We start from the raw sequence: 25,835 nt of genomic DNA on the forward strand, positions 1-25,835 counted from the left end.
AAGCTAATTTCTACCAATTTTCGTGGTAAATTTTTTTGAAAATTTCTGCTAATTGATCTTTATTTACTGGCTTGACTACATACCCTGTCAACTCTTCAAAACTAGATGCTCTTTTTACGTCGCTATCGCGCATAGATGAGCTGACCATGTAAATATTAATGTTATTAATAATTTTAGGTTTCAGTTTTTTGAATTCGTTTAAAAAGCCCCAGCCATCTAAAAATGGCATATTTATATCTAAAAATATAACCTCAGGTAGTTCAACCTTCTCTTCAGTACATTTTGAGATATATTCAACGGCTTGTTCTCCGTCTGTAAATGTGGTGACCACCAATTCATTCGATAATTGATGTATGGTTTTTTCCATTAAATACAAATACAGTTCGTCGTCATCGACTAGTAAAATGTTTGGTTTTGTGTTCATTTTTCGAATATTAATTTAAATGTAGTTCCTTCTCCTACTTTACTATCTATTGTTATTGTTGCATTAAGTGCTTCTAATTGAGATTTCACCAAAAAAAGTCCCATCCCTTTACCAGAGATATTTCTATGAAAGCGTTTATATAATTTAAAGACATTATCGCCATGTCTTTCTAAATTTAATCCTATTCCATTATCTCGAACATACAACACTTTTTGTTTATGTTCCATGGCAGATTCAAATTGTATGTAAGAAGAGACATTTTCTCTTTTGTATTTAATAGCATTAGAAATGAAATTGTGAACAATGCTTTGTAAATAGAACTTAGAATATAAAATATGGTTCCAAGCCTCTAAATTTAATTGAACTTCAAAGCCAGTATTATCTAAAAGTGTTTCTGTAAATTCATTTTTAACCTCAAGTATCAATTCTTTTAAATCGATATCAACTATTTTTATTTCTTTAGTATCAAGTATAGCTACATAGTCATTTATGTCTTCGGTCAGGTTAGTTATACTTTTAGCTACTTGATCTAGTTTAGGTAGTAATTGATGTAATTTTTCAGGATTTTTTTCTTTCTGTATCATCTCAACAATCACTGACATACTGGTAACTGGCGAGCGAAGGTTATGAGAAATTAAATAGTTGAAATCACTTAATTGCTTATTTCTTATTTCTAAGCTATTATTCATTTCATTGACCATTACATTATTCTCTTCTAATTTGTCTTTACTTCTTGTTAATAAGATGTTTTTATTTTCTAATTCTTTATAGAATAGTTCTTTTTCAATTCTATTTTTTTGAAAAATATAGCATAGCGTTAGTAGACTAATAATTGAAATTATATTGAAGGTTAACATTCTTTCAAAGACAGGCTGTAATTCGGCTTTTACTACTCTTGAAGGTATTTCCATGGCCAGAAGCCAATTAGATGGGGTTACTATTTCTTTTGGTAAGTTTGATTTAGAACCAAACGTAAATGTTGCTCCATTTAAATTAATGGATTGCTGCGACCATATATGATCATTTTCAACAAAAGTGCTGTCTCGATTATGGCTTATTAATGTAGTTTTTAAAATACCGTCTATAGTGCTATTTTCATTTCCAGATTCATAGGGCACATCTTCTTTTATAGTACTTGAACTTATAATTCTGTAATCCTCATCTAACAAATAAACATTTTTGTCTTCAACTGTGGATTTCATTTGGTCCAAAACATTTTTCATTTTAAAATTAATGACCACTAAACCTATTTGATTTTGTTCATTATCAAAAATAGGAGCCACAATTCTAATAACTGGTTTGTATGGTATTTCAATTTCCCCATTTTCTCTATTTAAGCTTATTTGAGAAAGATATATTTGATTTCTTTTTAATTGTAATCCTGCTTTTACATAAGGTTGGTGATATTTATTTTGTAAAGCGCTAATTATAATAGAATCGTTTCCAACCCGTTCGGCTCTAAAAAATTCTTTTCCTTCTAAATCTATAAAGCGAAATTGATCATAAGTAGTAATATATTCAATAAGTTCTAGATAAGACCTTAAAAAGGAGGAATGCTCTACTAAAGGATCAAAATTCTTAGGATATTTTAGACTAGCCCAATAATTAGTATTACGTAAAAAAGATTGGCATTGTTCTTCAAAGGAAACTTTCTTCATCGTGTTTGCCTTAATCTGACGCTCCGTAATATTTTTAATTAGTTCTGCCCTTTGGGAATTATATAAAAAAAGGGTAAGCACAAAAAGTGGCACATAAAGGATAATAAACATTTTTAAAACTCTCTTCCACATAGTGCCTCGATTAGAGTTTCATTTTCAATTGTAATTTTTGTTTTAGGTAGTGTTCTAATACCTTACGCTAAAATAAGTAAAATTCTTACATTTGTTAAGTAATCTAGAGACTTTTTTATGAAAAATGTGATGTCATTACATTCTAAAAACCATTGAAATTTAAGAACTTATGGGTTATGTTCTTCGTATTACTTTCTTACAATAGAAAAACGTATAAAAATGTTCAAGATATTTGAACTAATTTATTTATCTAAGTTCAATTTCTTGTAAAATAATGGGTTTTTTAAGAATAACCATTTTGCTTTTATCCCTATTTCGGTAAACTCGAATCCGGCTGCCGTAGCAGAGGCTATATTACTATATTTACCATATACATTTAAGCTAAACCGTTTAGAAAATTGACGTTGTACAGAGGCTTCAGCTCTAAAAATAGCCGTTTTGGCATCATCTTCTACTTGTTGAATACCTGTGGCAGCACTCGCCATATAGGTCGTTTTTTCTGAGATGTTACCTCGTACATCTGCAAATAATTCAACTGCTTTATATACTTCTGGACTAAAATAAATGGTAGGTACTTGATCTTTAAAAGTAATATACTGAAAGTTTACACCCATTTTTAATGCAGGTTTACGTAGCACATTATAATATAAAGAAGTAAATAATAAGTTTCTAACGTTATCATCGCTCTGTTGTGTGTGCATTAGTTGCGTGTACCAACCAAAATTTACATTTGTACCAAGGTTATAATTAAGTCCGTAATGGTTTTGTACAATTTCACGCTCTATTAATTCAGCATTAAAACTCTGTACTTCTCGTTGATACCCAAGTGTTAAGTTTTGCAATTTAAAAGGTTGCATGTCTAATTTAATATCTAAAACCGGTTGTGTATATGCATCATCTAAAAACCTAGAGTTGTTTAAACCTAGTACCGTCTTTAGCACCGTTTTTGGAAATATTTTGTATTGTAGGCCTGCCAATAAAACATTAGAGGTTGCTTTATTATCGGTAACACTATTTTCCGTCGTTCTAAAAAAGTAAGAAACCGTAGTTCTAAATTTTGTACTAAAAGGGACATCAACGGTAGTATTGGTAAAAAATGCCACATTATTGCCATTGTCAAAAGTATAGGCTGCATGCTCTTCAATGGTAGGTGTATGCATTAAATTCAGCTTCTCAATAAAGCCTTTGGCATCTTTTTGATTTTCATAGAATTTTAGCGTTTGGTTCGCCATAAAGTAAGCCGGTAAAATTTTGTCAGATGCGAATAATGCATTTGCCTTACCTAAATTACCGTCAAAAGAAGCGCTGTCATTAACTAAAATTCTATCATAACTTTCAACACTAGATTTTGCATCACCTGTATATAAACCTAAGGTGGCTTTTAAAGCATATATCCAATTTCTGTTTGGAAAATGAGCTTCTAAGCTATCTATTTTTTTACGGGCAGAAATAAACTTTTTATTCCATATTAATGCTTGAACATAACGATCGTATGTGTTTTCAGTAAGGGGTACATCATCAATTTTATCCACTTTTACCGTTGCGCCTTTAGCAATAATTAGCGCCTCTTTGTCATTTTCATCTAAATGTTCTGCCAGTGCAATACCGTTTAAAGCTCTAATAGAATCTTTAGGGTTAGTTGCATATCTAACATATATATCTTTTGCTTTGTCTGCCTCTTTTATAATGAGATATAAGTTCGCCAAGTTTATAAGAACATCTTTGTCTTCTGGGAAGTCTTCAAAAATTTTCTTTAGTGTTTGCTCTCCTTTACCGTACTGCTGATTATTTACAAATTCGCTTGCATAACCTAAACGCATAAATTTTCTAGAGACCTTTGCACTTGCATTTTCTGGATCTAGTTCAATTGCCTTTTCAACCCAACTTAATGCCAGTTCATATTCTTTTAAATTACTTAAGGTATTGGCAAACCCTAATACTGCACCGAATTTAGTCGGAAATTTTTCTACCAAATCTGCATATAAGGGTCTTGCTTGTTCATATTCTTTCGCCCATAAATAAGATTCGTTGTAATTAATTAAAATTTCAAAATCGCCAGGGTAATCTTTTAAAAGATCTGCGAACAAACCAGTTGATTTTTGTGGTTCGCCACTTAACCCAACTGCACGCCCGTAACAGAGTAATGCGGTTTTATTATTAGGATCTGTTTTAAGGTATTCACCAAAAAAAAGTTCTGCTTCTTGAAAATCACCTTTCTCTAATAAACCAAAGCCTTTGGTCATATCAGATTGAGCCTTTAAGAAGGATGAGGTTAAAAAAATAAGGAATACTACTTTACGAATCATTTAAAGTGAGATTAATACTACAAATACCTAACGGTAATTATTGCGATTTATTTGTCTTTTTCAATATTGTAAAGATAAAATTCACTTCACCGTAACGGAAGTACAATAGTTGTCACTCGTCTACAGTAAATGGTCATCGACCTAAAGTCCCTAAAATATAAGGGTAACCTTTATGATATTTGATGTAGAACCAAGTCAATGTTGAGACTTAAAAAAAATGTGATTATGATAGCAATTAGACTAGTACTACAAAAAATGTCTCCAGAAAAGTTATTTATGGGGAGTGTACTCGTAGTAAATGGAGGTAATTATTTCTATAACCTAATATTGGGTAGATTGCTTGGTCCGGCAGCATATAGTGAGGCTGCGTTACTCATTACCCTACTACTCGTGTTATCTTTTTTAGGAATGACTTTTCAATTGGCTACAGCAAAATTTGCAATCTTGTTCAGCAATGATGACTGGGTGGCTTTTAACCGATTGTCATATAAGTATGCTTTAGGTTTTGGTACATTAACAGGCATTTTACTGTTTGCCTTTGCTGGTAGCTTACAAGAACTATTTCATACAGAATCTTCTCTGTTATTCAAAACCCTTGCAGTATCGGTGCCTTTGTATTTTATTATGTCGGTTAATCGAGGAAGATACCAGGGTAAACAAGATTATCAGAACCTATCATTGACCTACCAAACAGAAATGTGGAGTCGTTTAGTTTTGACCTTAGGTTTATTATGGCTTGTACCTAAAAATCCGGCTTTCTTGGTGGCGTTGGGTATTGGTGTTTCTTTCCTATTCGGATTAATACCTTCTAATTTCAATCTAAAAAGGATTACCCCAAAAGTTACCTTATCCAAAGAAAATAAAAGAAAAGTAATTAGTTTTATAGTACTGACCGCTTGTTATGAACTCACCCAAATTATCATTAATAACAGTGATATTCTTTTGGTAAAACATTATTTCGATACTGTAGAAGCGGGACTCTATGCTTCTTTGGCGATGATTGGGCGAGTGGTATATTTTGTCGCTTGGATGTTCGTAATGCTGCTGCTACCTGCAGTTGTTCAAAAGCAGAAAGATGGCGAGCCAACCGCACCCATATTGATAAAGTTTATAAGTTATGTGGGGATATTGGCTGTCGTTATAGTTTTCTGCTGTGCCGTTTTTCCTGAATTCATAATACAATTAATGTTTGGCGAAGCTTATACCTCAATGGCACCGTTGTTATGGCAATATGCTCTGGCAACTTCTTTATTTGCAATCTCAAATATATTTGCCTATTACTTTTTATCACTAGATAAATATATACCTGTGATACTCTCTGGCGTGTTGGGTATATCTCAAATTGTTATGATCATTTTTTTTCATAGCACCTTATATATGGTGGTACAGGTTCAAATTATAGCTATGGTTACATTGTTGGTAGCACAGCTACTTTATTTCGCTCATAATAACATATTGAACAAGACCTCTTAATACTTTAATTTTAGGTGGGTCTAGCCCGAGGAAATCCCCCATCTTCGGGCTTTTTTATTTATCATATTGTAAAAAGGGTAAATTTTTCTGTTTGTAATGGATTGCTTTAAAGATGTATGATAATTAAATAAGGCTTAACTAGTATTTTCTTCCATTCGTCTATAGTAACGCTTCATCCACCTAAAATCAGATTAAAATTCTGCATCATAGTTAGATATTTGTAGAAGAAATAGCCCAATAGTATTTTAAACCTTAACCTATGAGACTTGCAATTGTAACCGCTTATCCACCAAGTAAAGTAACATTGACCGAATACGGTTATCACTTGGTAAAACACTTTAGACTTCAAAAAGAAGTAACAGAAATAATTTTGATTACCGATAAGACAGAAGGTGAAAAAGACCTTAGTTTTAATGAAGACGGATGCAATATAACGGTTAAAGAGTGCTGGAATTTTAATGATTACAAAAATATCTTTAAAATCAATCGTGCTATTTCAGAAACAAAGCCCGATGCTGTACTTTTTAACTTACAGTTTTTAAAATTCGGAGATAAAAAAATACCAGCTGCGCTTGGGTTAATGTTACCTTTAATGTGCAAGTTAAAAGGTATACCAACTATTTCTTTACTACATAATATATTAGAACAAGTAGATTTAGATAACGCTGGTATTACTTCAAATAAAGTGCTACAGAAAGTCTATAATGGTATAGGTAATATATTAACAAGGTTTATATTGGCTTCAGATATTGTTGCGGTAACTATTAGTAAATACCAAACCATATTAGAAAAGAAATATAAATCTAGAAATGTGGTTTTAATTCCACATGGCTCTTTTGAAACTCCGCCAACACCAGATTATAGTTTACCTGCCGGACCGAAAAAAGTAATGGCCTTTGGTAAGTTCGGTACGTATAAAAAGGTTGAGATTATGATTGAAGCGATCGAGTTAATTAGGCAACGTACCAATGAAGATATTGAAATTGTAATTGCAGGTACAGATAGCCCAAATACACCTGGGTACTTAGAAAGTATGAAAAAGAAATATGCTCATGTAAACCAACTACTTTTTACGGGTTATGTTGCAGAAGAAGATGTACCCGTACTATTTGGTGAAAGCGCTGTAGTTGTTTTCCCATATACATCTACAACAGGTAGTTCTGGTGTATTGAACCTAGCCGGTAGTTATGGTAAAGCGGTTGCGTTGCCAGATTTAGGTGACCTTAGTATACTGGTAAAAGAAGAAGGATATAAAGGAGAGTTCTTCGAACCTGAAAGTGCAACTTCATTGGCAGATGCCATAGAAAATATTTTAATGCATGATTCTTATAGAACATATTTGGCAAAGGCGAATTATAGAGCAGCGTGTTCTTTTCCTATGGAAGATATTACGAAAATGTATATAGAATATTTTGAATTATTACAAGTTGCAAAACATAAAGGGTTCACTTTAGATGTACCCATGGTTGAAAAAGAATTAATGGCATAAAGTTTTTGGTTAGGTTTTGTGAAAAAGGGGGTAGTGTGGTTAGCTATTCCCTTTTTATTTTTACTTTTTTTAAAATATTTTTTAGCATGTTTCATATACTTTTTACTAAGACCATTTAATATATATATTAAGGTATAATATAGTACGAATACTGGTTTTTAGGTAAGAACCAGGCGTTTAGAGTCATTATTCTGAAAATAAAATTTTTAATTTCTTTTTTGAAAACTACAATTTTTGTGAAAATATGCGTTATATGTAAGTTAAATCTTACTTACGTAAACCATGAAAATACTTACCATAGATGATCAACAGCTTATTTTATTGTCTGTTGAGAAAAGACTTACTGAATTAGGTTATGATGTAAAAACTGCAGATTCTGGTAAAAAAGGAATAGAAGTATATGATTCGTTTGAACCAGACTTAGTTCTTGTAGATATCAATATGCCAGATATGTCTGGTTTAGATGTTGTTAAACATATTAAAGAAGGCAAGCGTAATACTACTCCGGTATTAGTGATGTCGGGTAACACCGATGAAACCATTATTACAGATGGCTTTACTTTAGGTATTGACGATTATATGAAGAAACCTGTGAGTTTGTCTGAAATGGCGGCTCGTATTAAAAGGTTGATCGGCGCACCAGTTGTAGAATTGAACCCGCAAGAGTCTAGTAGTGCAAGAATGCTTCAAAAAAATTGTGTGGGGGTCGTTATACCTTGTTATAATGAAGAAGAACGTCTTTTAGGTAAAGAGTTCAGAGATTTTGCACACAGTAACCTTGGTTACCATCTTTGTTTTGTAAACGATGGTAGTACAGATAAAACTTTAGAAGTTTTAGAAGAACTAAGAAAAGGCAACGAAAGTAATATTAGTATATACGATTGTGAGAAAAATGGAGGTAAGGCAGAAGCGGTTCGCTTGGGTATGCTACACATGGCAAAAGATCCTCAATTAGATTATATCGGATTTTTAGATGCCGATCTCTCTACCGATTTCAGAGATTTTGACGATTTAGTCGAAACCTTAGACAACTCTGAATTTAAAATTGTTAGTGGTTCTAGAATGAGTAGAATGGGTGCAGATATTACTAAAGAATCTGCTCGTAAGATAATTAGTATGACTATTAATCTTATCATTAGAACCATTTTAAGAATGCCGTTTAATGATACGCAATGTGGAGCAAAAGTTATGGATCGCTCAGTAGTTCCTTTACTTTTTAGCAAACCTTTTATTACCAAATGGTTGTTCGATGTTGAAATGTTTATTCGAATGAGAAAATATTATGGTAAAACAGAAGCCAAAAAACTTATTTGTGAGCAGCCATTAAAAAGATGGATACATGCCGATGGTTCTAAACTATCCATGAAAGATTCTGTAAAGATTGTTGGTCAGTTGGCAAAAATCGCTTTCGTCTACAGATAAATTAATACTACCAAACCCCCGAAAACCCTATCAAAATCATGACAGCAATTAAATTGGCTTTAAAGCGCATTTCCCCAAAACATTTGTTTATGGGCAGTGCTTTGCTGGTAAATGGTGGTAACTATTTATACAATTTACTATTAGGTAGATTACTTGGTCCTGAGGCTTTTGCCGATGCCGCACTTTTAGTGACATTGCTTTTAGTGTTGTCTTTTGTTGGTATGACTTTTCAATTGGCAACCACAAAATTTGCTGTATTATTCACAGATTATACATGGATCGCTTTTAAGAATACAATGTATAGATATGCATTGGTATTCGGTGTATTGACGGGTATTCTTGTACTCATTTTTTCTAAAAATTTACAAGCACTCTTTAATACGCAGAACCATTACATGTTCATGATATTCGCTGTTGCCATACCCTTGTACTTTGTTATGAGTGTAAACAGGGGTAGATTTCAAGGTAAGCATGACTTCGGTAAATTAGCCGGTACCTACCAGACAGAAATGTGGAGTAGGCTATTGATTACATTTGCCCTATTGTTATTGGTGCCCTTTGAACCGGGAATTTTAATTGCAGCAGGTATTGCACTTTCTTTTGTATTCGGACTTTTTCCGTCAGATTTTAAAGGTGTTCAAGTTTTTTCTAAGGATAAATTAGCTGCAGTAGAATTAAAACAAGTCTGGATTTTTATTGGTCTTACGGCTGGTTATGAACTTACGCAAATTATTATAAACAATAGCGATATTTTATTGGTCAAACATTATTTCGATGATAAACAGGCTGGCTTGTATTCATCATTGGCATTGATCGGTAGGGTAGTGTACTTTGTTGCTTGGATGTTCGTAATGCTTTTAATGCCAACCGTCATTCAAAAACAAAAAGATGGTGAGCCAACGGCTCCGGTTCTTTTTAAGTATGTATTCTTTATTGGTGGCTTATCTACCTTTATAGTTTTTGTGTGCTTTCTATTTCCGAATTTGATTATTACGTTAATGTTCGGTGATGCGTATTTATCTATTGCACATTTACTTTGGAAGTATGCTTTGGCGACATCGCTATTCGCAGTCTCTAATATTTTTGCATATTACTTTTTGTCGTTAAATCAATATTCACCTGTCATATTATCAGGATTGTTAGGCTTTTCTCAAGTGGCACTCATTATGCTTTATCATGATAATCTTGAAACCGTAGTTCACATGCAAATTATTGCCATGGTCATACTATTGGTAGCACAATTATTATTTTTCATTATCAAAAATAAAAAGGATTCATCAGCCTTAAAAAAACAAAATAATTTGGTTTAGCACGACTATGCCAACACAAAATAACCCTGTATACTAAAATTTATTTCAAATGAAATTAGCAATCGTAACCGCCTATCCGCCTAGTAAAGTAACCTTAACAGAGTACGGTTATTACTTGGTAAAACACTTTAGACTTCAAGAAGAAGTTACCGAATTAATTCTGATCACCGATCGAACAGACGAACCTAAAGATTTAAACTTTGAAGAGAGCGGCTGTAAGATTACGGTAAAAGAATGTTGGAGTTTTAATAGCTACAGCAATATCTTCAGTATTAGCAAGACTATTTCTCGAACCAAGCCAGATGCTGTATTGTTCAATCTTCAGTTTTTAAAGTTCGGAGATAAGAAAATACCGGCCGCACTAGGGCTAATGCTTCCATTTATTTGCAAGTCTAAGGGTATACCAACTATTTCACTTTTGCATAATATTTTAGAACAGGTCGATTTAGAAAATGCAGGTTTTACTAAAAATAAGCTGTTACAAAGTATCTATAATTTTATAGGTACCACGTTGACCAAGTTTGTATTGGCGTCAGATATACTTGCGGTTACTATTAGTAAATATGTGACTACGCTTGAAGATAAGTACAAGGTTAAGAATGTAGCTTTAATTCCGCATGGCGCATTTGAAACTCCGCCAGAGCCAGATTTTAAACTTCCGGCTGGTCCAAAACAGGTAATGGCTTTTGGTAAGTTTGGTACGTACAAAAAAGTAGAAATACTTATAGAGGCGGTAGAAGAAATTAGAGCTCGAACCAATGAAGATATAGAAATCGTTATTGCAGGTACAGATAGTCCAAATACACCTGGATATTTAGAAGAAATGAAACAAAAATATAGCCACGTGCCTCAGATAAGGTACACCGGTTATGTGGCAGAAGAAGATGTGCCGAAAATATTCGGAGACAGCGCAGTAACGGTTTTCCCTTATACTTCTACAACGGGTAGTTCTGGTGTATTGCACCAAGCCGGTAGTTATGGTAACGCTGTTGCTTTACCAGATTTGGGTGACTTAAGTGTATTGGTTAAGGAAGAAGGTTATGTAGGCGAATTTTTTGATGCTCATGATACTTCCTCTTTGGCAAATGCCATTGAGAAAATTATTACCGACGATGCTTATAGAATTCAATTGGCGAAACAAAATTATAAAGCTGCATGTTCATTACCAATGTCTGCAATTACTCAAATGTATATAGACTACTTTAAGGCAATCCAGAAATCGAAAGAAACCGGTTTCAATATTGATATATCAACTATCGAGAAGAAATTGGTTCATTGAGAATCGATATGGTTAGTATTTTGAAGGCTGGTGTGGTAACCAGCCTTTTTTTATGCTTCATTTTTTGAAACCTATAATTGTATTAGATAATGTAGGAAAATAGTTTTTACTTTTTAATTGCCAGTTCAAAGTAGGATGGTTTTTTATTCCCTAAAGAATCTAAACAACCAAAGAAATGTTGTTTTTTGGTTTTCCAGGGTAGGCTACCTGCAACTGAACTAGGTACTTTTTCAAAGTCATACAGCGTCCAAAATAAATAGGGAATATCCTCCTTTTTTAAATAGCCTTGCATTTCTTTATAATAAGCCGCTTGTTTTTCGTTAGAACCTGAAAATAGGCTCCACATACCATCATAAGAAGAATCGCCATATTCCTGTAAAACAATGGGCTTATTGGGTGTTAAATATTTTAATATCTTATATGATTCTATAAAGTATTGCGGTTTTTTATAATAATGAAAAGAAATAAAATCTACTTCTTTTGATAGGTTCAATGCCGCCTCTGGGGTAGACCAACCAATAGTTATTGGGTTCTTTTTATCCCATTTTCTGATTTCTAAAATCATTTGATTCAACCATTGAATAACAGTATTCTCTCCTCGAGAATCAAAATCTAGGTCGGGTTCATTTTTTATATCCCAACCTAATAGGGCAGGGTGGTCTTTAACGGAGTTTACAATCGCTTCTGCATGTCGGTGGGTAAGTGTCCAGTTAGAAATATCGTAGTCCCCATAAAAATCAAATAAAGTGATCAGAACATCTAATTTGTGGTCTTGAGCCTTGTCTAAGAGCTTATTTAATAGCGCAAGTTTTTTAGCATCGACCCTATTTTTTCCAAAATCTTCATATTGTATAAATACACGTATGGTATTTAAACCCATATCTTGAATGATCTGAAAATCTTGGTCGATAATAGTATCATTGAATCTTTTACCAAAAGTATCCCAAGGGGAATCTTTAGGGTAGTAATTAATCCCTTTCTGATTCTTTATTTTTTCAAGTTTTGGTGCTATGTTTCGCTCAATTACTTCAACTGTATCTGCGGGAGTAGGTATTTCTTTTAAGTGTCTAATACGCCAAAATCCGTCTTCTAAGAGCATCATGACTTGGTAGCTGGTCGTATCTTTTTCTTTTAGAATAAGTGTTTCACCTTCGTACGTTTCTTGATATTCTTCAACATTATAATCTTTAAAGACGACCATGGTACCATCTGCCGTATAAAAATCTAAAGCAGATTTATGGTTTAAGGTGGTGCGCTTGTACCAGTGATTATTTTTTTTATTGAGGTCAATATTATCGTAAAGTCTGGCTCTTGCGCTATCGGTGTAAAAATCTTCAATACCGTAACGGTCATTTTTCTTAAATGCGATATTACGAACGTGCCATGCGTTCATGTAATCGTTGGTAATTTCGCCCAATGCTTGCTCTTCCATTGGTCGCCCTGGGTTATCTAAATTTGACCATTCTAGATGAGGTTTATACACATCTTCCATTGGTACTTCTAAATGCAACATAGAGGTTTTATCTGCACCGGTGTTCATAAATGCCCATGCAGCTCCTATTCCGTATAGAATAAGTCCGTTAATAGCCAAAAAGGTGACTATCAATACGGTTCTGTATAATGTTTTATTTAACTGTATCGCCATGTATACTTTTTGTAAATTCTTTTGTGATACCTGCTGCCGTTATTTTGAATACATAATCACCATCTGGTAAAAAATACTCGCCTAAGAAAATATTACAAACTCCGTTTTTGGTGGTCGTTATCTTGGATTCTATAAAATTACCTTCTGTATCATAAATTTCTAGTTGTAATAGGAGTCCGTCAGGAATAAGTTGTTTCATAAAACTCTCGAACGGACCAATATCTATATTTCTATTTCCTTGTGAGAAATGAACAGGGTAGTCTTTTATCGCAGCTTTAAACTCAAATATTGTTGTATTACTTTCTGCGGCACCAGTTACAAATGCCTGAATTTCCCATGAAGAGGCTTTATCTGGATGCAGTGTTTTCGCCTCTGCAATACCATTTATAGTAGTACCAATAGTATATAAGTAAGAGTCGTTTTCATTTTTGATAACAAAGGTTACCAAGGTGCCATTGGTGACCATATTACCAAACTCATCTTTTATAATATCTGATGTGAACGTTACAATTTGGTTACCATCTGCAAAGTTGTGCGCACTAGAACTACTGATGTTGAAGTTGACTGCATTCGCAGGATAAACAATTGTTGCCAGTTCTTTTGAAGTGGTGCCGTTACATTCTGATGTTACTAATATTCTCCCCGATTTTAAGGTTGATGCCACATTGTACCAGGCTATAAAGCTTTCCGTCGTTATTTTTAGCTCGTCGATATTCTCTAAAAATTGATATTTAACCGTTACTTCGGTACCATCATCTAAGGGGTTGTCATAGGCATCTGTGGGTGATATAGTCAGCATAGAGAAATCATTTCTGCCTGCGGTAACACTACGTGGTCCAAAATATGATTCTACATACGTAGCTTTAGGTGCGTTCGTTGCAATTTCATGAGTGCCATTGTGTAAGGTTTTGCCATTTAATAACAGCTTCCATCGAAACGGACCAGCAATTCTGGTAAAGTTTGTAGGGACGTTAAAAGTGATGTTTTCAGCACTTGTATCATCAGGATTCAATAGCACATTACCATAGGCATTTTTTACTTGTAGTTTAAAATTGGCAGTTGGCACATCTGTGTTGAAAGCTAGGGTAATGGCCTCGCCTGCTACACTTGTATTCGTTGCTGTAATAAAGGTAGTATTTGGGGTGTTCGTTTCCTTTGGTTGTTCTTTCTCTTTACTAGAACAACCAAGTAGTACAAGACTTAAAATCATTAAAATTTTAATACGCATACTATTTAGGATTACCGATATAACTGTTAATCTCAAACTTTATGTACTCATATCCTTTTCCTTTAAAAGGCTGTGCCTGCTGCATACCATGTTCCAATTTTCTATTGGGGAATAATTTATCGGCTATGGCTTTATTAGGCGAACCGTTTACAAAGCAATTTTCTAAACTACTACTGACAACAGTTAAACTATCAAGGTCTAGGGGTTTGTAATTGAAAAACTGTTTACGCTGTATTCGCACCCCTTCGGTTACAAACTTATGATCTACCCAAAGTAACTTGCCCTCTGCATCATAATACGAGATTATAAGTTGCGGTATAGTTACTTCTTGCACACCCGAATTAAACAAAACGCCATTAAAACCTTGCTCTGTGTATACCAAATCTTGTAATGCCACATGCTTATACAAATCAGTATTGGCAGTATTACCTGCAGATTGCAAGTTAAATTTAGTAGGCTGTTCTTCGAAACTAACAGGAGTAAACTCGTCTGGATTAAAAGTTGGTGGTAGGGTGTCTTTGGTAGATGACCACGCAATACCTTCAAAGTTAATTTTGAACGTTGTCGTTTCTTTCGGCATCAGCTTATGCTTAATTTGATGCTTGGCGTTGAAATTCGCCAATTCCTTATTATCGTCATTATACAAGGTTGCTTTAATGACAATATCTGCGGGCGTATTGTCGACATTCTGCAGCTCACCTATAATGCTATATTGACCTTTGTATTTAACCAGTTTAGCTGATAAAATTTCTAGAACGGGTTGTTTTAAAACATCTTCATGATAGGTTTCTTGAGTCGTAATTTTTCGTCTACCGTGGTTGTAGTAGGTCGTGCCATTAGCTGTAAAAAGTTGATCTGGTGGAATGTCATTATCAACTTTTAATGATTTTAAATACCACTTGTTTTTTCGTTTTACCAGTTCGTGGTGGTCATTATTGAACACATTTTCTAATGGGGTAATCCACCTAGTTGAGACCTTCGCTTTTGCGCTATTTTCGGTTTCATCGTAAATTTCTATGCCCAAAGAATCTAGTTTTGCATACGAACTTAAAATTCCGTCGGTTACTGATACTTCTAGCATATACTGCGCAATGTCTATATTTTGTTCTGGATCTATATATGAATGTGCTCTAGAAAATTCTTTAAAATCTAAGGCGTCATAATAAGATTCTACGACATTGTTGGGTGATAATTGCGTGACATTTTTTACGTAAAATATGTACATGCCATAGCCCATACAAATTAGCACGAGCAAAGCCCACCAATGTGAGAAGGTTAATAGTTTTGATGGGAATTTATTATACGGCAGTTCTAATTTCATAAAAGAATGCACCGGTACTTTTTTAGACTTTAAAAGCCGTACCCAAATCATCTGAATATTTACGAAAATGGCTATCAGTACTGTCGATAGCGGAATGATACCCCACATAATTTTCATAATGGTAGGTACATCTTGCTTGGGCATTATTTGTGGTATGGGTGCCACATTCAGCTTTTCCCAAACCATAATTCCGTTTTCTAATTGCTGCAGTCGTTGCCAACCACAATAGTAGAGAATGGGGTCGTAGAATTTATCGTTAGAGAAAATGTACTTTAAATTATATTTTTCGGGTACGGTCAAGAACTGTTGTAAGGATCCAATACCCTCAACACCCCTAAATTTGGAGTTTTCTATTCGTTCTATCGCTCTGGTGGTCAATTCGGGTAATCGCCTTGCAGAGTGGTAATTACCATCAACGGTCATTGCACCCGTTTGTGCAGAAAGCCAAGCCATTTGATCCCCAAAACCTAACGGTAAATACCGCCAAGAATCATGCGAATCTGCTCCTAAAAAGTTGACAATGGGTAGCATCTTTATTTTAGCTGGCTGCGAGGGTCTAAAATAGCCCAAGGTCATGGTAAATAGAACCATAAATAGCATACCGCCAGCTATCAATCCCCCTAAAACTCTATGGTAAACTCCGCCGAATCTTTCTTGAATTAAGATTTTTAAATCGCCTTCAACCATCCGGTAGGCAAACTCTGCGAATATGGGGAGTGCCATAATGGTTGCCCATAAGGTAAACCTATCCAAGGTAAGAATATTAAAAGCCATTTCACCCAACATCATCCGCGGAATAGGGGTGGTGCCACCGGTTCCTAAGATGGTTAAAAGTGCAAATGATAATCCGAAGAACACATACCTCTTACTAAAATATCTGTAAAAGAAATAGGGCAGAATAAATAGAAATACGCCCCACGGAATTATGAAGAAAACGAGTCCGGATGAAGTTATTTCCAAGAAATTATCTCGTGATCCATGAGGTATGGCTACTTGGGTAATAGGGTTTCTTTTAGAGTTGTACCAATAAGGGAAAATACAGAAAACGAGTAAAAATATTGCAGTACCCCCAAACTTGGCTATGCGCCAAAAGTGTTGCATAGTGGTGCTCCAGAATACTTTAAATGTAAGCGCTTTGTATGATTCTACTTTTTCTCTAGCAGCATCCATTACCGCCATACCCATTAAGGGAGCGATAAAAAAAACCATGCCAAAAAGCGGAGTAACATGGTGCGAGGTTACCGTAACGGCTAGCATAGTCGCCGATGTAATAAAATACCGTGTTTTACCAGTTTTGATCCAGAGGTATATTTCGGTCATAGAATGCAGTAAAATCGATAATGCCGATATACTAGGTAACTGTCCGAAAATATGTAAGGTTTCTACAAATGTCGATGAGAAAACAGCCATAACAGCCCCATAACCCGCTATTCTGCGACTACCCGTCATTAACAACGTATACCGATATGCACCGGTAATGAAGAGCACTATGGCTATTAATGCAACGGTATACATACCGAATTTTAAGCCGCCAATGTATGAGAGAATGCCAATAAGCTGATGTACTAACGGCGGATAAGACTGTACCGTAAAACCTGTATACCAGCGATATTCCCACGGATCAAACCAACTATTGGCATAATGATCGGCGAAAAATAAATGGATTAATGCATCGTAGGTAGATTCTAATGTAAAGAAAATAGCAGAACCATGAAAAGCTAGCCCTACGATCAAAGCTAATATTAAGAGGGTATTGGTTTTTTTCTCCAAAGGTTAAATTAGAATCAAATTCTATATAAAGGTATTAAATATATGAGATGATCATTACATTAAAAAGCGATTAGTTGAAATTTTAATAATAGAATACCTACAATAAACAGTTCCGTTAATATTAAATCGTAAAAAATGATAAGGGTATCAGTTATAAAAAAATGCCATTATCTATTTTAATAAACCACTCGTCTACAGTAAACAGTTAACCAACTTAGTTAGTTCAAAATCTTGCGGCTTGGCAAGTAAATTTGTAATCGTAAACTATATATAACCAAAACCAAACGCATGAAAATTCTAGCCATAGACGACCAAAAACTTATTCTACTTTCTGTTGAAAAACGATTGTCTGAAATAGGATATGAAGTACAAACTGCCAATTCTATTGAATCTGGTATACAGTTATTCAACTCATTTAAACCCGATCTGGTTTTACTCGACATGAATATGCCAGAGATGTCTGGGGCTGAATTGGTTTCGTGTACCGGTACCGAAGTGGTAAAATATATTCGTGTATTTATGAAAAATGATACACCTATCTTGGTAATGTCGGGTAACACAGATGAGCAATTAATAATGGAAAATTTTGCTTTAGGGGTGAACGATTATTTGAAGAAACCGGTAAGTCTTGACGAAATGGCTGCAAGAGTAAAAAGAATAATCGGTGCACCTGCAAATAAGGGCGTAATTACTGCTAAAAAATCTGATACACGTATTCTACAGAAGAATTGTGTTGGTGTCGTTATACCTTGTTATAATGAAGAAGAGCGACTTTTAAGTGAAGAATTTAAAGAGTTTGCACATAAAAATCTTGGGTATCATTTGTGCTTTGTAAATGATGGTAGTACAGATAATACATTAGCTGTTCTTCAGAAATTAAAAAAAGATAATCCCGATAACATAAGTATTTACAATTGCAAGCAAAATGGCGGTAAGGCCGAAGCTGTAAGGCAAGGGATTCTACATCTTGTAAAAGATCAACAGTTAGATTATATAGGATTTTTAGATGCCGATCTATCGACAGATTTTAGAGATTTTGATGATTTGGTTAAAACTATCGAGAGCTCAGATTTTAAAATAGTAAGTGGTTCTCGCATTGCAAGAATGGGCGCCAACATTACAAAAGAATCTGCCCGTAAGGTTATTAGTATGTCGATCAACTTAATCATACAAACTATTTTAGGCATGCCTTTTAAAGATACCCAATGTGGTGCAAAGGTGATGGATCGCGAGATTGCCTCTAAAATGTTTAATAAGAAATTCGTTACCAAATGGTTGTTCGATGTAGAGCTATTCATGAGAATGAAAAAGTACTTTGGTAAAACAGAAGTCAAAAGCATGATTTGTGAACAGCCTTTAAAAAGATGGATACATGCCGATGGTTCTAAACTGTCTATGAAAGACTCCGTTAAAATTGTAGGTCAACTAGCGCAAATTGCTGTTCATTATAGATAATGATATTTAAAATTTAGTTTGGTATTTTTTAAGATGTATAAAAGGTGTTGAGATTTTATTATCTCAGCACCTTTTGTTTTTATGTAGTTAATACGTCTTACCACCAAAGTGTATCTTTGTACTTGATTCTATAGGTGTTGAACAAAATTCAAAATTTTATATCTGTTTCTTTTAAAGAACTGTTGCAGTATCTACGTAGTACCAATTTCTCAAAGTCGGTACTTACCGTGGTTGCAGTTATTACACCGCTGTCAATTGGTATTGCTACTGGTTATACCGAAATAGGTGTGGCGATATGTTTTGGTGCTTTTTGGTGTAACCCTAGTGATGTTAATGGTAGTCAAAAACATAAAGTCTACGGTATTCTTTTTTCGGCTGCTTTAATAATGGTCGTTAGTTTCATTGGTGGCTATTTACACTATGCTACTTGGCTTGCCTTAATTATTTTAGGGGTTGCAAGTTTTGCTATTTCGTTAATATCATCTTATGGATTTAGGGCTTCACTTATAAGTTTTTCAGGACTTCTAGCTTTGATTTTAAGCTTTGCCCATACTCCCGATAAATTGAAGATTTATGAATATGCATTGCTAGTAGGGCTTGGCGGACTCTGGTATTTAGCCCTGTCTTTATTGTGGTATAAAATAAACCCGAAGGGGCAGACAGAAGAAATTTTGTATGATACCATAGGGCGTACCGGTAAACTTTTGAAGAAACGTGCGCAGCTAATAGATGAACAATCTAACAGGAAAAAATTGCAGCAGCGGTTGTTTCTACTACAAAGCGAGCTTACAGAACAACACGATACACTTCGTGAAATTCTTATTTTATCTCGTAAAAGCTCAGGTAGGTCTACCTATAATGGTAAGCGGGTACTGGTATTGGTGCAATTGATTGAAATGCTGGAAACGGCAGGTGCGAATCCGGTAAACTATACGAAGATGGATGCGCAGTTTAAACTGTATCCAGAATTTACCAAGTTGTTCCAAAACCTGACTTTTGAGATGGCCAATCAACTGAAATTGATTTCAGAAATTGGTAATAAGCCAAATCAAATGCCAAAGCACGTTGTGCTTACAGAGCATTTTGAAGAATTGCGAATTAAGATTTCTGAGCTCGGTACTGTAAAAGATGCGAAGGCTTACGAGGCTTTTATAATGTTTCAGAATTTATTAGAATATCAAGAAAAACAATTCGACAAACTTAAAAGAATGAAGTGGTTGCTTAGTGATCACGATGTAGCGTCAGAAGAATTTATAGATAAAGAAATTTTAAAACGTTTTTTGATATCTCAAGATTATAGTCCGCGTATTTTATTGAGAAACCTCAGTTTTAGGTCTACCATTTTTCGACACTCCTTACGTTTAGCGGTTACCTTAATGATCGGATTTGTGGTGGGTAATGTGTTTGCTTTTCAGAATCCGTATTGGATACTTTTAACCATTATATTAATCATGAGACCTAATTACGGTCTTACAAAAACACGTTCTAAAGATCGAACTATAGGTACTATTATCGGTGGTGTTATTGCTACAGGTATAGTATTCTTAGTGCAAGATGTGTATGTATATGCAGTATTGGCATTGATTTCATTTGTTGTAGCACTGTCAATGCTACAGAAAAATTACAAACTGTCGGCAATCTATGTTACCTTAAGTATTGTATTTATCTACGGAATTTTACAGCCAGATGTAATGACCGTAATTCAATACCGAATTTTAGATACGCTTGTTGGTGCAGGATTATCATATTTAGGATTTCTTTTTCTATGGCCCAGCTGGAGCTTTCAAGAAATTCAAAAAGATGTTACCAAGAGTGTAGAGGCAAATAGAACCTACTTGTCTGAAATTGCAGATTTTTATATACACAAAGGTAATGTGCCTACCAGCTATAAATTGGCACGTAAAAGTGCTTTTCTAGAAACTTCGAATTTAAGTTCGGCATTTCAGCGTATGACCCAAGATCCCCATTCAAAACAAAAAAATTTGAATAAAATATATGAGTTGGTAGAGCTGAACCACAACTTTTTATCATCTCTGGCATCATTAAGTATCTATATTCAACATCATACCACCACAGAGGCTTCAGAACGTTTTAATAATATTGTTTTTAAGATAGATGAAAACCTTAGTTTGGTAATGAAAACGCTTTCTAATAGCATTGTTACTGGCGATGAGCCGAATTTTGAAGAAGTTGGTTCATTTGAGAAACAATTGCCAAAGTTCGATTCTGAAAATGTGAATTTAAATGCTGAGGATAATAGTGCGTTAAAACGAAACCATCAAGAAGAACAATTGATTTGGGAACAATTACGTTGGTTATATTCCTTAAGTTCTACGATGATGAAGTTGACTTCAAGTTTGTAGTTGCGTTGGTATTTTACTAATTAAGTGGTTAAGCAAAATAAGCTAATTAATTAGTTCATTTTTAGTTATTATGTCTTTAAAAAAAGTTTCTAAGTTCAACTTAGTTTTTTCTATTTGCTCACTATTGATAACTTCTATTTTGTCTTTGTCAAAGAGTTGGGTATTTAGTTGGGAGTAGGATAAATACTGAATCTGTTTTATAGTCTTCAATATAGTATGGTCTATCATATTGATAATCAATTTGTTTGATAAATTTGAAATCTTTACTGTTATTCTTTGCTACCCAGAAGGTATAATTTAATTTTCCAGTTTCTCCATAAAGCCAAAAATCATATACTCTGTAATTAGAAGTTTTGTTATTAAATATTGTTAGTTCACCACCTTCGGTAGATAAATTATTTAATTCAACTTTTTGAGAAGTAAATTCAGCCATGTATTTATCAAAATCACTTATGTACTCAAACCCTGAAAGTGAAACGGTAGTTCTTTCAGTGATTATTTTTTCATTTGTTTTTAATGATTTTTGTTTATCGGCACAGGAGTTAAAGAGGATAATATTATAGACAAATAATAGAGTAGTTATAGAGCTTTTGAGCATTTCAATTTGTATCAATTTTTAGATATTATTTCAGTCACCTTATAAATTTACAACGTACTTATTTCTTGATATAAGTAGCTTGTGTGTTGGTATCATCCGGATTGTTAAATTCAAATAAATATTCATCATCTTTACTCTAACTATAATTTACTTTATGCTCCTCTGAATCTATTGTATAGGTCAGGGAGTAGGAGGTAGAACAAATAGTTTGGAAAGCTGAGATTTCCACACTTCTTAAAGGGCGTAAATCTGGTCGTACACTTTTGGTCTTTGCTTGTGGTAGTTTATTAAATTCACCTTTGGCTAACACTCCCGATGTTAGCAATGAACTTAATATTACGATTGTAATATTACCCATACCTGGAACTGTTAACTACATTTAATATATGAAATTAAGATTATAATTTTTTTAAAAACAATGCATGTGAGATGTAAACGATGGGAACAATACAAGTAGGCAACATATTAAATGGAAATTTTAAAAGTGCCATATTTGGTTGGTCAAACGCAAATTGCTGAATGGGTAGCGGAGAAGATAAAAAGGCAATTATAACTATGACTGAAAGAAATAGTAGTCCGATTACATTCCATGATAAAAAAAACTGTCGTGCTAAGTTCTTCTTCTTTAAGAATTGATAAATTAAAATCACAAGTGCAGATATCCCGATTAAAATATCAAAATTCCAACCGGTGAAAGTCATTATTTCGGGAATTTTCCCTTTTATAAAAAGTTGATACAGGCATAATTCTACAGGAATTCTTATAATGTGTATTCCTAGCAAGTAGTTGGTGTTTAGCTTTTTAATTGAAACCATCTTAAAACTCAAGAAAGATAGTAGGGTAGTGGCAATGATAGCCAATGGGAACAATAACAGCTTTTCTTTAAAGACTTCATAAAACGCTAAAAATCCTGTTACGATTTGCCAAATAAAAAATATAATAACGACGCGTATGTTTTTTCCTGTTCCTTCATATAGCAAGAACAAGGTTAAAAGGGTAATGAGTAAAAATATTGCTTCTAGCGTCATACACTATTATCTACCAAATTGTCTTAAATGATGATCGGTATGTTTGTATACAAATATGCCAATTTCTTCATTGGTCATTTTTCCGAAGAATGGATGAATGAATTCGGAGTTTGAATACCCGTTATACTCGTTAAGTAAACTGATCCATTTTTCCTTTTCAATATCGAAATCTCCCGTTCCAGATATTTTGAATTCCGGATGTGTAGGCTGGTTCTTTTTCATCGGAAGTTCATTTTTCATGATTCCCTTCAACGCCATTCCACCAAACAGTTTGCCAATAAAAAGCCTTTTGTACTCCTTTTTGCCTTGAAACAATTCTTCGCTCAACGTGCAATGTTTTAGCATTTGATATGAATTCATTTTGCCCCATTGCGCATTGTCAGATGCTTTTAATGTTTGAATTCGCTCAATTAATTCGCTGTTAATGTTCTTATTGAATATTGTTTTCATAAAGTGGTTTATATTATATGCCTTTTAAACAGCCTGGTTATAAGACAAATATATGCGCCACTTTCCACTAAAAAGTTGCCCTATGGCAAAAACGGAGGTTACGATGCAATTTCTTTACGAATGCGGCTTAACGAATACTTGGTAATGCCCAAATAAGTAGCAATATGTTGTAACGAAACATTTTTAATAATGTGAGGTTTCTCCTGAACTAGCTGTAAATAGCGTTCTTTAGCTTCATCTGCAATGAACGATACACGTTGGTTTTTAAGCGCAAAATAACTACCGACCAATTTTTTACGACCTTGTTCTCTAAAAGGTTCTATGCTATGAAATAACTCTTGAAAAGTATCAAAATCTAGTTGCCAGCACTCAATATCGGTTAAAGCTTGAATGTTTTCTCGTGTAGGGTTGCGAAGAAAAAACGAAGACCAATCTATGGCGATTTCGCCTTGCCCATAAAAATCTGTAGTAATGTCATTGCCCTTGGTATCATTTACAAATGAACGCGCGAATCCGCTTTCTATAAACCAATAGTGGTTTTCAATTTTACCTTCTTTTAAAAGATAGTCGCTTTTACTAAAGCTTATTTTTTTGAATTTTGGAATGATCAGTTCCAGTTCTTTTTCTGTAAATGTTTTTGGTGAGAAAATATTTTTAAGGAAGTGCTCGTCTTGCATTTTAAATGGTGGTTTTTAAAATAGATTAATGCTGATTAATTTATTTCTAAACTACTTATAATTTGCTTTTGACCAATTACTTACCTTCTATTATTTTGTCGTTTTTTAGTTCTGTAGGTTACTGCTCATTTTCTATTTGCTCAATACCTTCTCTATACGTGGTAACCGCAAAATCAGGAAACCTGTTTTTAAACTTGGTAGAAACGAATATGTTATCGCTCATATACCTTGGTAACAATTCTTGTAATTCTTTCATTTGCGTTTTGAAAATACCACCTATTGTAAAAGCGATTTTGGGCACTACAGCATAGGTAAATGTTTTGCAATAGACATCAGAAATTAAAGCGATAAACTGTTTGTAGGTGAGTCGAGAATCATCGCAGGGTAGGTGCCAAGTTTGATTATAGGTATCTGGTGTGTTACCGATTAAAGCCATTGCTTTACTGGCGTCTGGTGTCCATATTAATGTTCTTAAAGTCGCATCGCTAATAAATACCTTTAGTTTTTTTCCTTGCTTTATATGATCAAAAATGATGGCGTTGGTGATGCTCTGCGTTTTATCAGGGCCATAAAATTCTGGGGCTCTGCAAATAACTGCTTCTAAATTATTTGCAGCCATTTCATCTAAAAGCATGGTCGTAATTTCTGCTCTTACTTTCCCTTTTTCTCCCACAGGTGAAAATCCGCTTTCTTCAGTTAACGGAGTATCGTTTTGCGCATACATATAAGTGTTGTCAAAGAATACCAATTTTGTGTGGTGCTTTTTACAAGCATCGATGACATTACGCATCATCGTAGGAAACTGATCAATCCACATTTTAGTGTTCATTGGTAGACCAACAGTTAAGTATGCGATTTCACTCCCTTTTACTGCTTCTTCGGTTTTTTGCTTATCTAATAAATTAGCAGAAAAAAGCGTGTCGGTATCGTTGACTTTTTTCGGATTTCGACTTACCAGTCTGATATCAGAGGTGTACTTCTTTTTTAATTCTTTTGCTAATTCTATAGCGATTTGACCATTAGCCCCAAGTATCGTTTGCATCTAACTATTTATTGCTTTCTGATCCAGTATTGGGTTCTTCCTAATAAAGAAAAACCTAGATAACCTCTTACTTTCAGTTTGTTAGGTTCTTCCAATTCTAAATAGCACTTATATTCTTTCCCGTTTTCTGGATCTAGAATAGTACCATCGTTATATTCATCACCATCTTTCTTAATGTCTTCAATGATTACTAAACCTCTAATTTTTTGACCTTTTTTGGCCCCTTTACAGTTTTCGCAAACTTTATCTGCATCACTCTTATAGCTATTCACTATTTTGGCGAAATAGGTGTCGTTGGTTTTATAGATTTCAATTAGGGCTTTTTTCTCGTTGGTCTCGTCATCATAGGTTTCCCATTGACCGGTAATTGTTTGCCCGTAGCTCATAAAGCTTACTGTCATTACTAATAGGAAGAATAATTTTTTCATGTTTGAATTCTATTTTTTATTGTTAAAAGATGTATTACCCTCTTTTGTTATCGAACTATTGAATAAAATGGAGTAAAAAATAAAGATACTATTTCTACGATTATTCATAGCCCTTGAACTTTTATTGCATTAAAAATTCAACTAGAATTTGAAGAGTTTATAAGATTTATGCAGCTAGATTTCAGTCAATTATAATAGGTAGCGTAAGTAAAATATTTTGCAAAAAAATATTTTACTGTCCTAACCAACAACCAACAACCAACAACCAACAACCAACAACCAACAACCAACAACCAACAACCAACAACCAACAACCAACAACCAACAACCAACAACC

At 34.1% G+C, this 25,835-nt stretch carries 20 protein-coding genes; 7 read left to right on the forward strand and 13 right to left on the reverse strand.

The genetic code is table 11. The features are described 5' to 3' along the window. Nucleotides 1-10: 10 nt before the first annotated feature. From CLV90_RS08175 to CLV90_RS08185, 3 genes are all read right to left on the reverse strand, one after another. Complete coding sequence (locus tag CLV90_RS08175) at nucleotides 11-424, reverse strand: response regulator (protein WP_133686967.1); 414 nt, start codon at nucleotides 422-424, stop codon at nucleotides 11-13. Beyond that, nucleotides 421-2,193, reverse strand: a complete 1,773-nt coding sequence (locus CLV90_RS08180) for a sensor histidine kinase (protein ID WP_166638547.1) — start codon at nucleotides 2,191-2,193, stop codon at nucleotides 421-423. Before CLV90_RS08180 ends, CLV90_RS08175 begins: the two co-directional genes overlap by 4 nt. Before the next feature lie 263 nt (nucleotides 2,194-2,456). Beyond that, a complete protein-coding gene (locus CLV90_RS08185) occupies nucleotides 2,457-4,520 on the reverse strand; it encodes a tetratricopeptide repeat protein (protein ID WP_133686969.1) in 2,064 nt (687 codons plus the stop codon). A 225-nt stretch (nucleotides 4,521-4,745) separates the two neighbouring features. Between CLV90_RS08185 and CLV90_RS08190 the strand changes: the two genes are divergently transcribed. The 5 genes from CLV90_RS08190 to CLV90_RS08210 all read left to right on the forward strand — a co-directional run bounded on the left by CLV90_RS08190 (nucleotide 4,746) and on the right by CLV90_RS08210 (nucleotide 11,493). Further along, nucleotides 4,746-5,993, forward strand: coding sequence for an oligosaccharide flippase family protein (locus tag CLV90_RS08190; protein WP_133686970.1), 1,248 nt, complete (start codon nucleotides 4,746-4,748; stop codon nucleotides 5,991-5,993). 259 nt (nucleotides 5,994-6,252) lie between these two features. Continuing rightward, nucleotides 6,253-7,482, forward strand: coding sequence for a glycosyltransferase (locus tag CLV90_RS08195; protein WP_133686971.1), 1,230 nt, complete (start codon nucleotides 6,253-6,255; stop codon nucleotides 7,480-7,482). A 282-nt stretch (nucleotides 7,483-7,764) separates the two neighbouring features. Then, nucleotides 7,765-8,904: a response regulator gene (locus tag CLV90_RS08200; RefSeq protein WP_133686972.1), complete on the forward strand. Its 1,140-nt coding sequence runs from the start codon at nucleotides 7,765-7,767 to the stop codon at nucleotides 8,902-8,904. A gap of 38 nt (nucleotides 8,905-8,942) precedes the next feature. Beyond that, complete coding sequence (locus CLV90_RS08205) at nucleotides 8,943-10,214, forward strand: MATE family efflux transporter (protein ID WP_133686973.1); 1,272 nt, start codon at nucleotides 8,943-8,945, stop codon at nucleotides 10,212-10,214. A gap of 49 nt (nucleotides 10,215-10,263) precedes the next feature. Beyond that, the gene (locus CLV90_RS08210) at nucleotides 10,264-11,493 is read left to right on the forward strand and encodes a glycosyltransferase (protein ID WP_133686974.1); all 1,230 of its coding nucleotides are present in this window, start codon (nucleotides 10,264-10,266) and stop codon (nucleotides 11,491-11,493) included. Nucleotides 11,494-11,599: 106 nt separating this feature from the next. Here CLV90_RS08210 and CLV90_RS08215 read toward each other — a convergent pair whose 3' ends face one another. The 3 genes from CLV90_RS08215 to CLV90_RS08225 are packed head-to-tail and all read right to left on the reverse strand — an operon-like array spanning nucleotide 11,600 to nucleotide 17,457. Next, a complete protein-coding gene (locus CLV90_RS08215) occupies nucleotides 11,600-13,138 on the reverse strand; it encodes a cellulase family glycosylhydrolase (RefSeq protein WP_133686975.1) in 1,539 nt (512 codons plus the stop codon). After that, entirely contained in the window at nucleotides 13,119-14,366 is a 1,248-nt protein-coding gene (locus CLV90_RS08220) for a hypothetical protein (RefSeq protein ID WP_133686976.1), read from the reverse strand. Before CLV90_RS08220 ends, CLV90_RS08215 begins: the two co-directional genes overlap by 20 nt. A 1-nt stretch (nucleotide 14,367) precedes the next feature. Next, the gene (locus CLV90_RS08225; RefSeq protein ID WP_133686977.1) at nucleotides 14,368-17,457 is read right to left on the reverse strand and encodes a hypothetical protein; all 3,090 of its coding nucleotides are present in this window, start codon (nucleotides 17,455-17,457) and stop codon (nucleotides 14,368-14,370) included. 288 nt (nucleotides 17,458-17,745) lie between these two features. On the opposite strand from CLV90_RS08225, the gene CLV90_RS08230 reads away from it, so the two are divergent. Next, on the forward strand, nucleotides 17,746-18,912 hold the full coding sequence (locus CLV90_RS08230; RefSeq protein ID WP_133686978.1) for a glycosyltransferase: 1,167 nt from the start codon (nucleotides 17,746-17,748) through the stop codon (nucleotides 18,910-18,912). A 137-nt stretch (nucleotides 18,913-19,049) separates the two neighbouring features. Then, a complete protein-coding gene (locus CLV90_RS08235; protein ID WP_133686979.1) occupies nucleotides 19,050-21,275 on the forward strand; it encodes an FUSC family protein in 2,226 nt (741 codons plus the stop codon). 148 nt (nucleotides 21,276-21,423) lie between these two features. On the opposite strand, the gene CLV90_RS08240 is transcribed toward CLV90_RS08235, so the two are convergent. From CLV90_RS08240 to CLV90_RS08270, 7 genes are all read right to left on the reverse strand, one after another. Beyond that, the gene (locus CLV90_RS08240; protein WP_133686980.1) at nucleotides 21,424-21,888 is read right to left on the reverse strand and encodes a hypothetical protein; all 465 of its coding nucleotides are present in this window, start codon (nucleotides 21,886-21,888) and stop codon (nucleotides 21,424-21,426) included. A 121-nt stretch (nucleotides 21,889-22,009) separates the two neighbouring features. Continuing rightward, the gene (locus CLV90_RS08245; protein ID WP_133686981.1) at nucleotides 22,010-22,231 is read right to left on the reverse strand and encodes a hypothetical protein; all 222 of its coding nucleotides are present in this window, start codon (nucleotides 22,229-22,231) and stop codon (nucleotides 22,010-22,012) included. Between the two features lie 40 nt (nucleotides 22,232-22,271). Then, nucleotides 22,272-22,901, reverse strand: coding sequence for a hypothetical protein (locus CLV90_RS08250; RefSeq protein ID WP_133686982.1), 630 nt, complete (start codon nucleotides 22,899-22,901; stop codon nucleotides 22,272-22,274). 6 nt (nucleotides 22,902-22,907) lie between these two features. After that, a complete protein-coding gene (locus CLV90_RS08255) occupies nucleotides 22,908-23,351 on the reverse strand; it encodes a DUF1569 domain-containing protein (protein WP_133686983.1) in 444 nt (147 codons plus the stop codon). Between the two features lie 98 nt (nucleotides 23,352-23,449). Next, nucleotides 23,450-24,028 carry a Crp/Fnr family transcriptional regulator gene (locus CLV90_RS08260; RefSeq protein WP_133686984.1) on the reverse strand — a complete coding sequence of 193 codons (579 nt, stop codon included), beginning with the start codon at nucleotides 24,026-24,028 and terminating at the stop codon, nucleotides 23,450-23,452. 118 nt (nucleotides 24,029-24,146) lie between these two features. After that, nucleotides 24,147-25,070, reverse strand: coding sequence for an NAD-dependent epimerase/dehydratase family protein (locus tag CLV90_RS08265; RefSeq protein ID WP_133686985.1), 924 nt, complete (start codon nucleotides 25,068-25,070; stop codon nucleotides 24,147-24,149). 8 nt (nucleotides 25,071-25,078) lie between these two features. Then, entirely contained in the window at nucleotides 25,079-25,498 is a 420-nt protein-coding gene (locus tag CLV90_RS08270; RefSeq protein WP_133686986.1) for a DUF2147 domain-containing protein, read from the reverse strand. Between the last annotated feature and the right edge of the window lie 337 nt (nucleotides 25,499-25,835).

It is taken from the genome of Maribacter spongiicola (assembly GCF_004364165.1).
GTDB lineage: Bacteria > Bacteroidota > Bacteroidia > Flavobacteriales > Flavobacteriaceae > Maribacter > Maribacter spongiicola.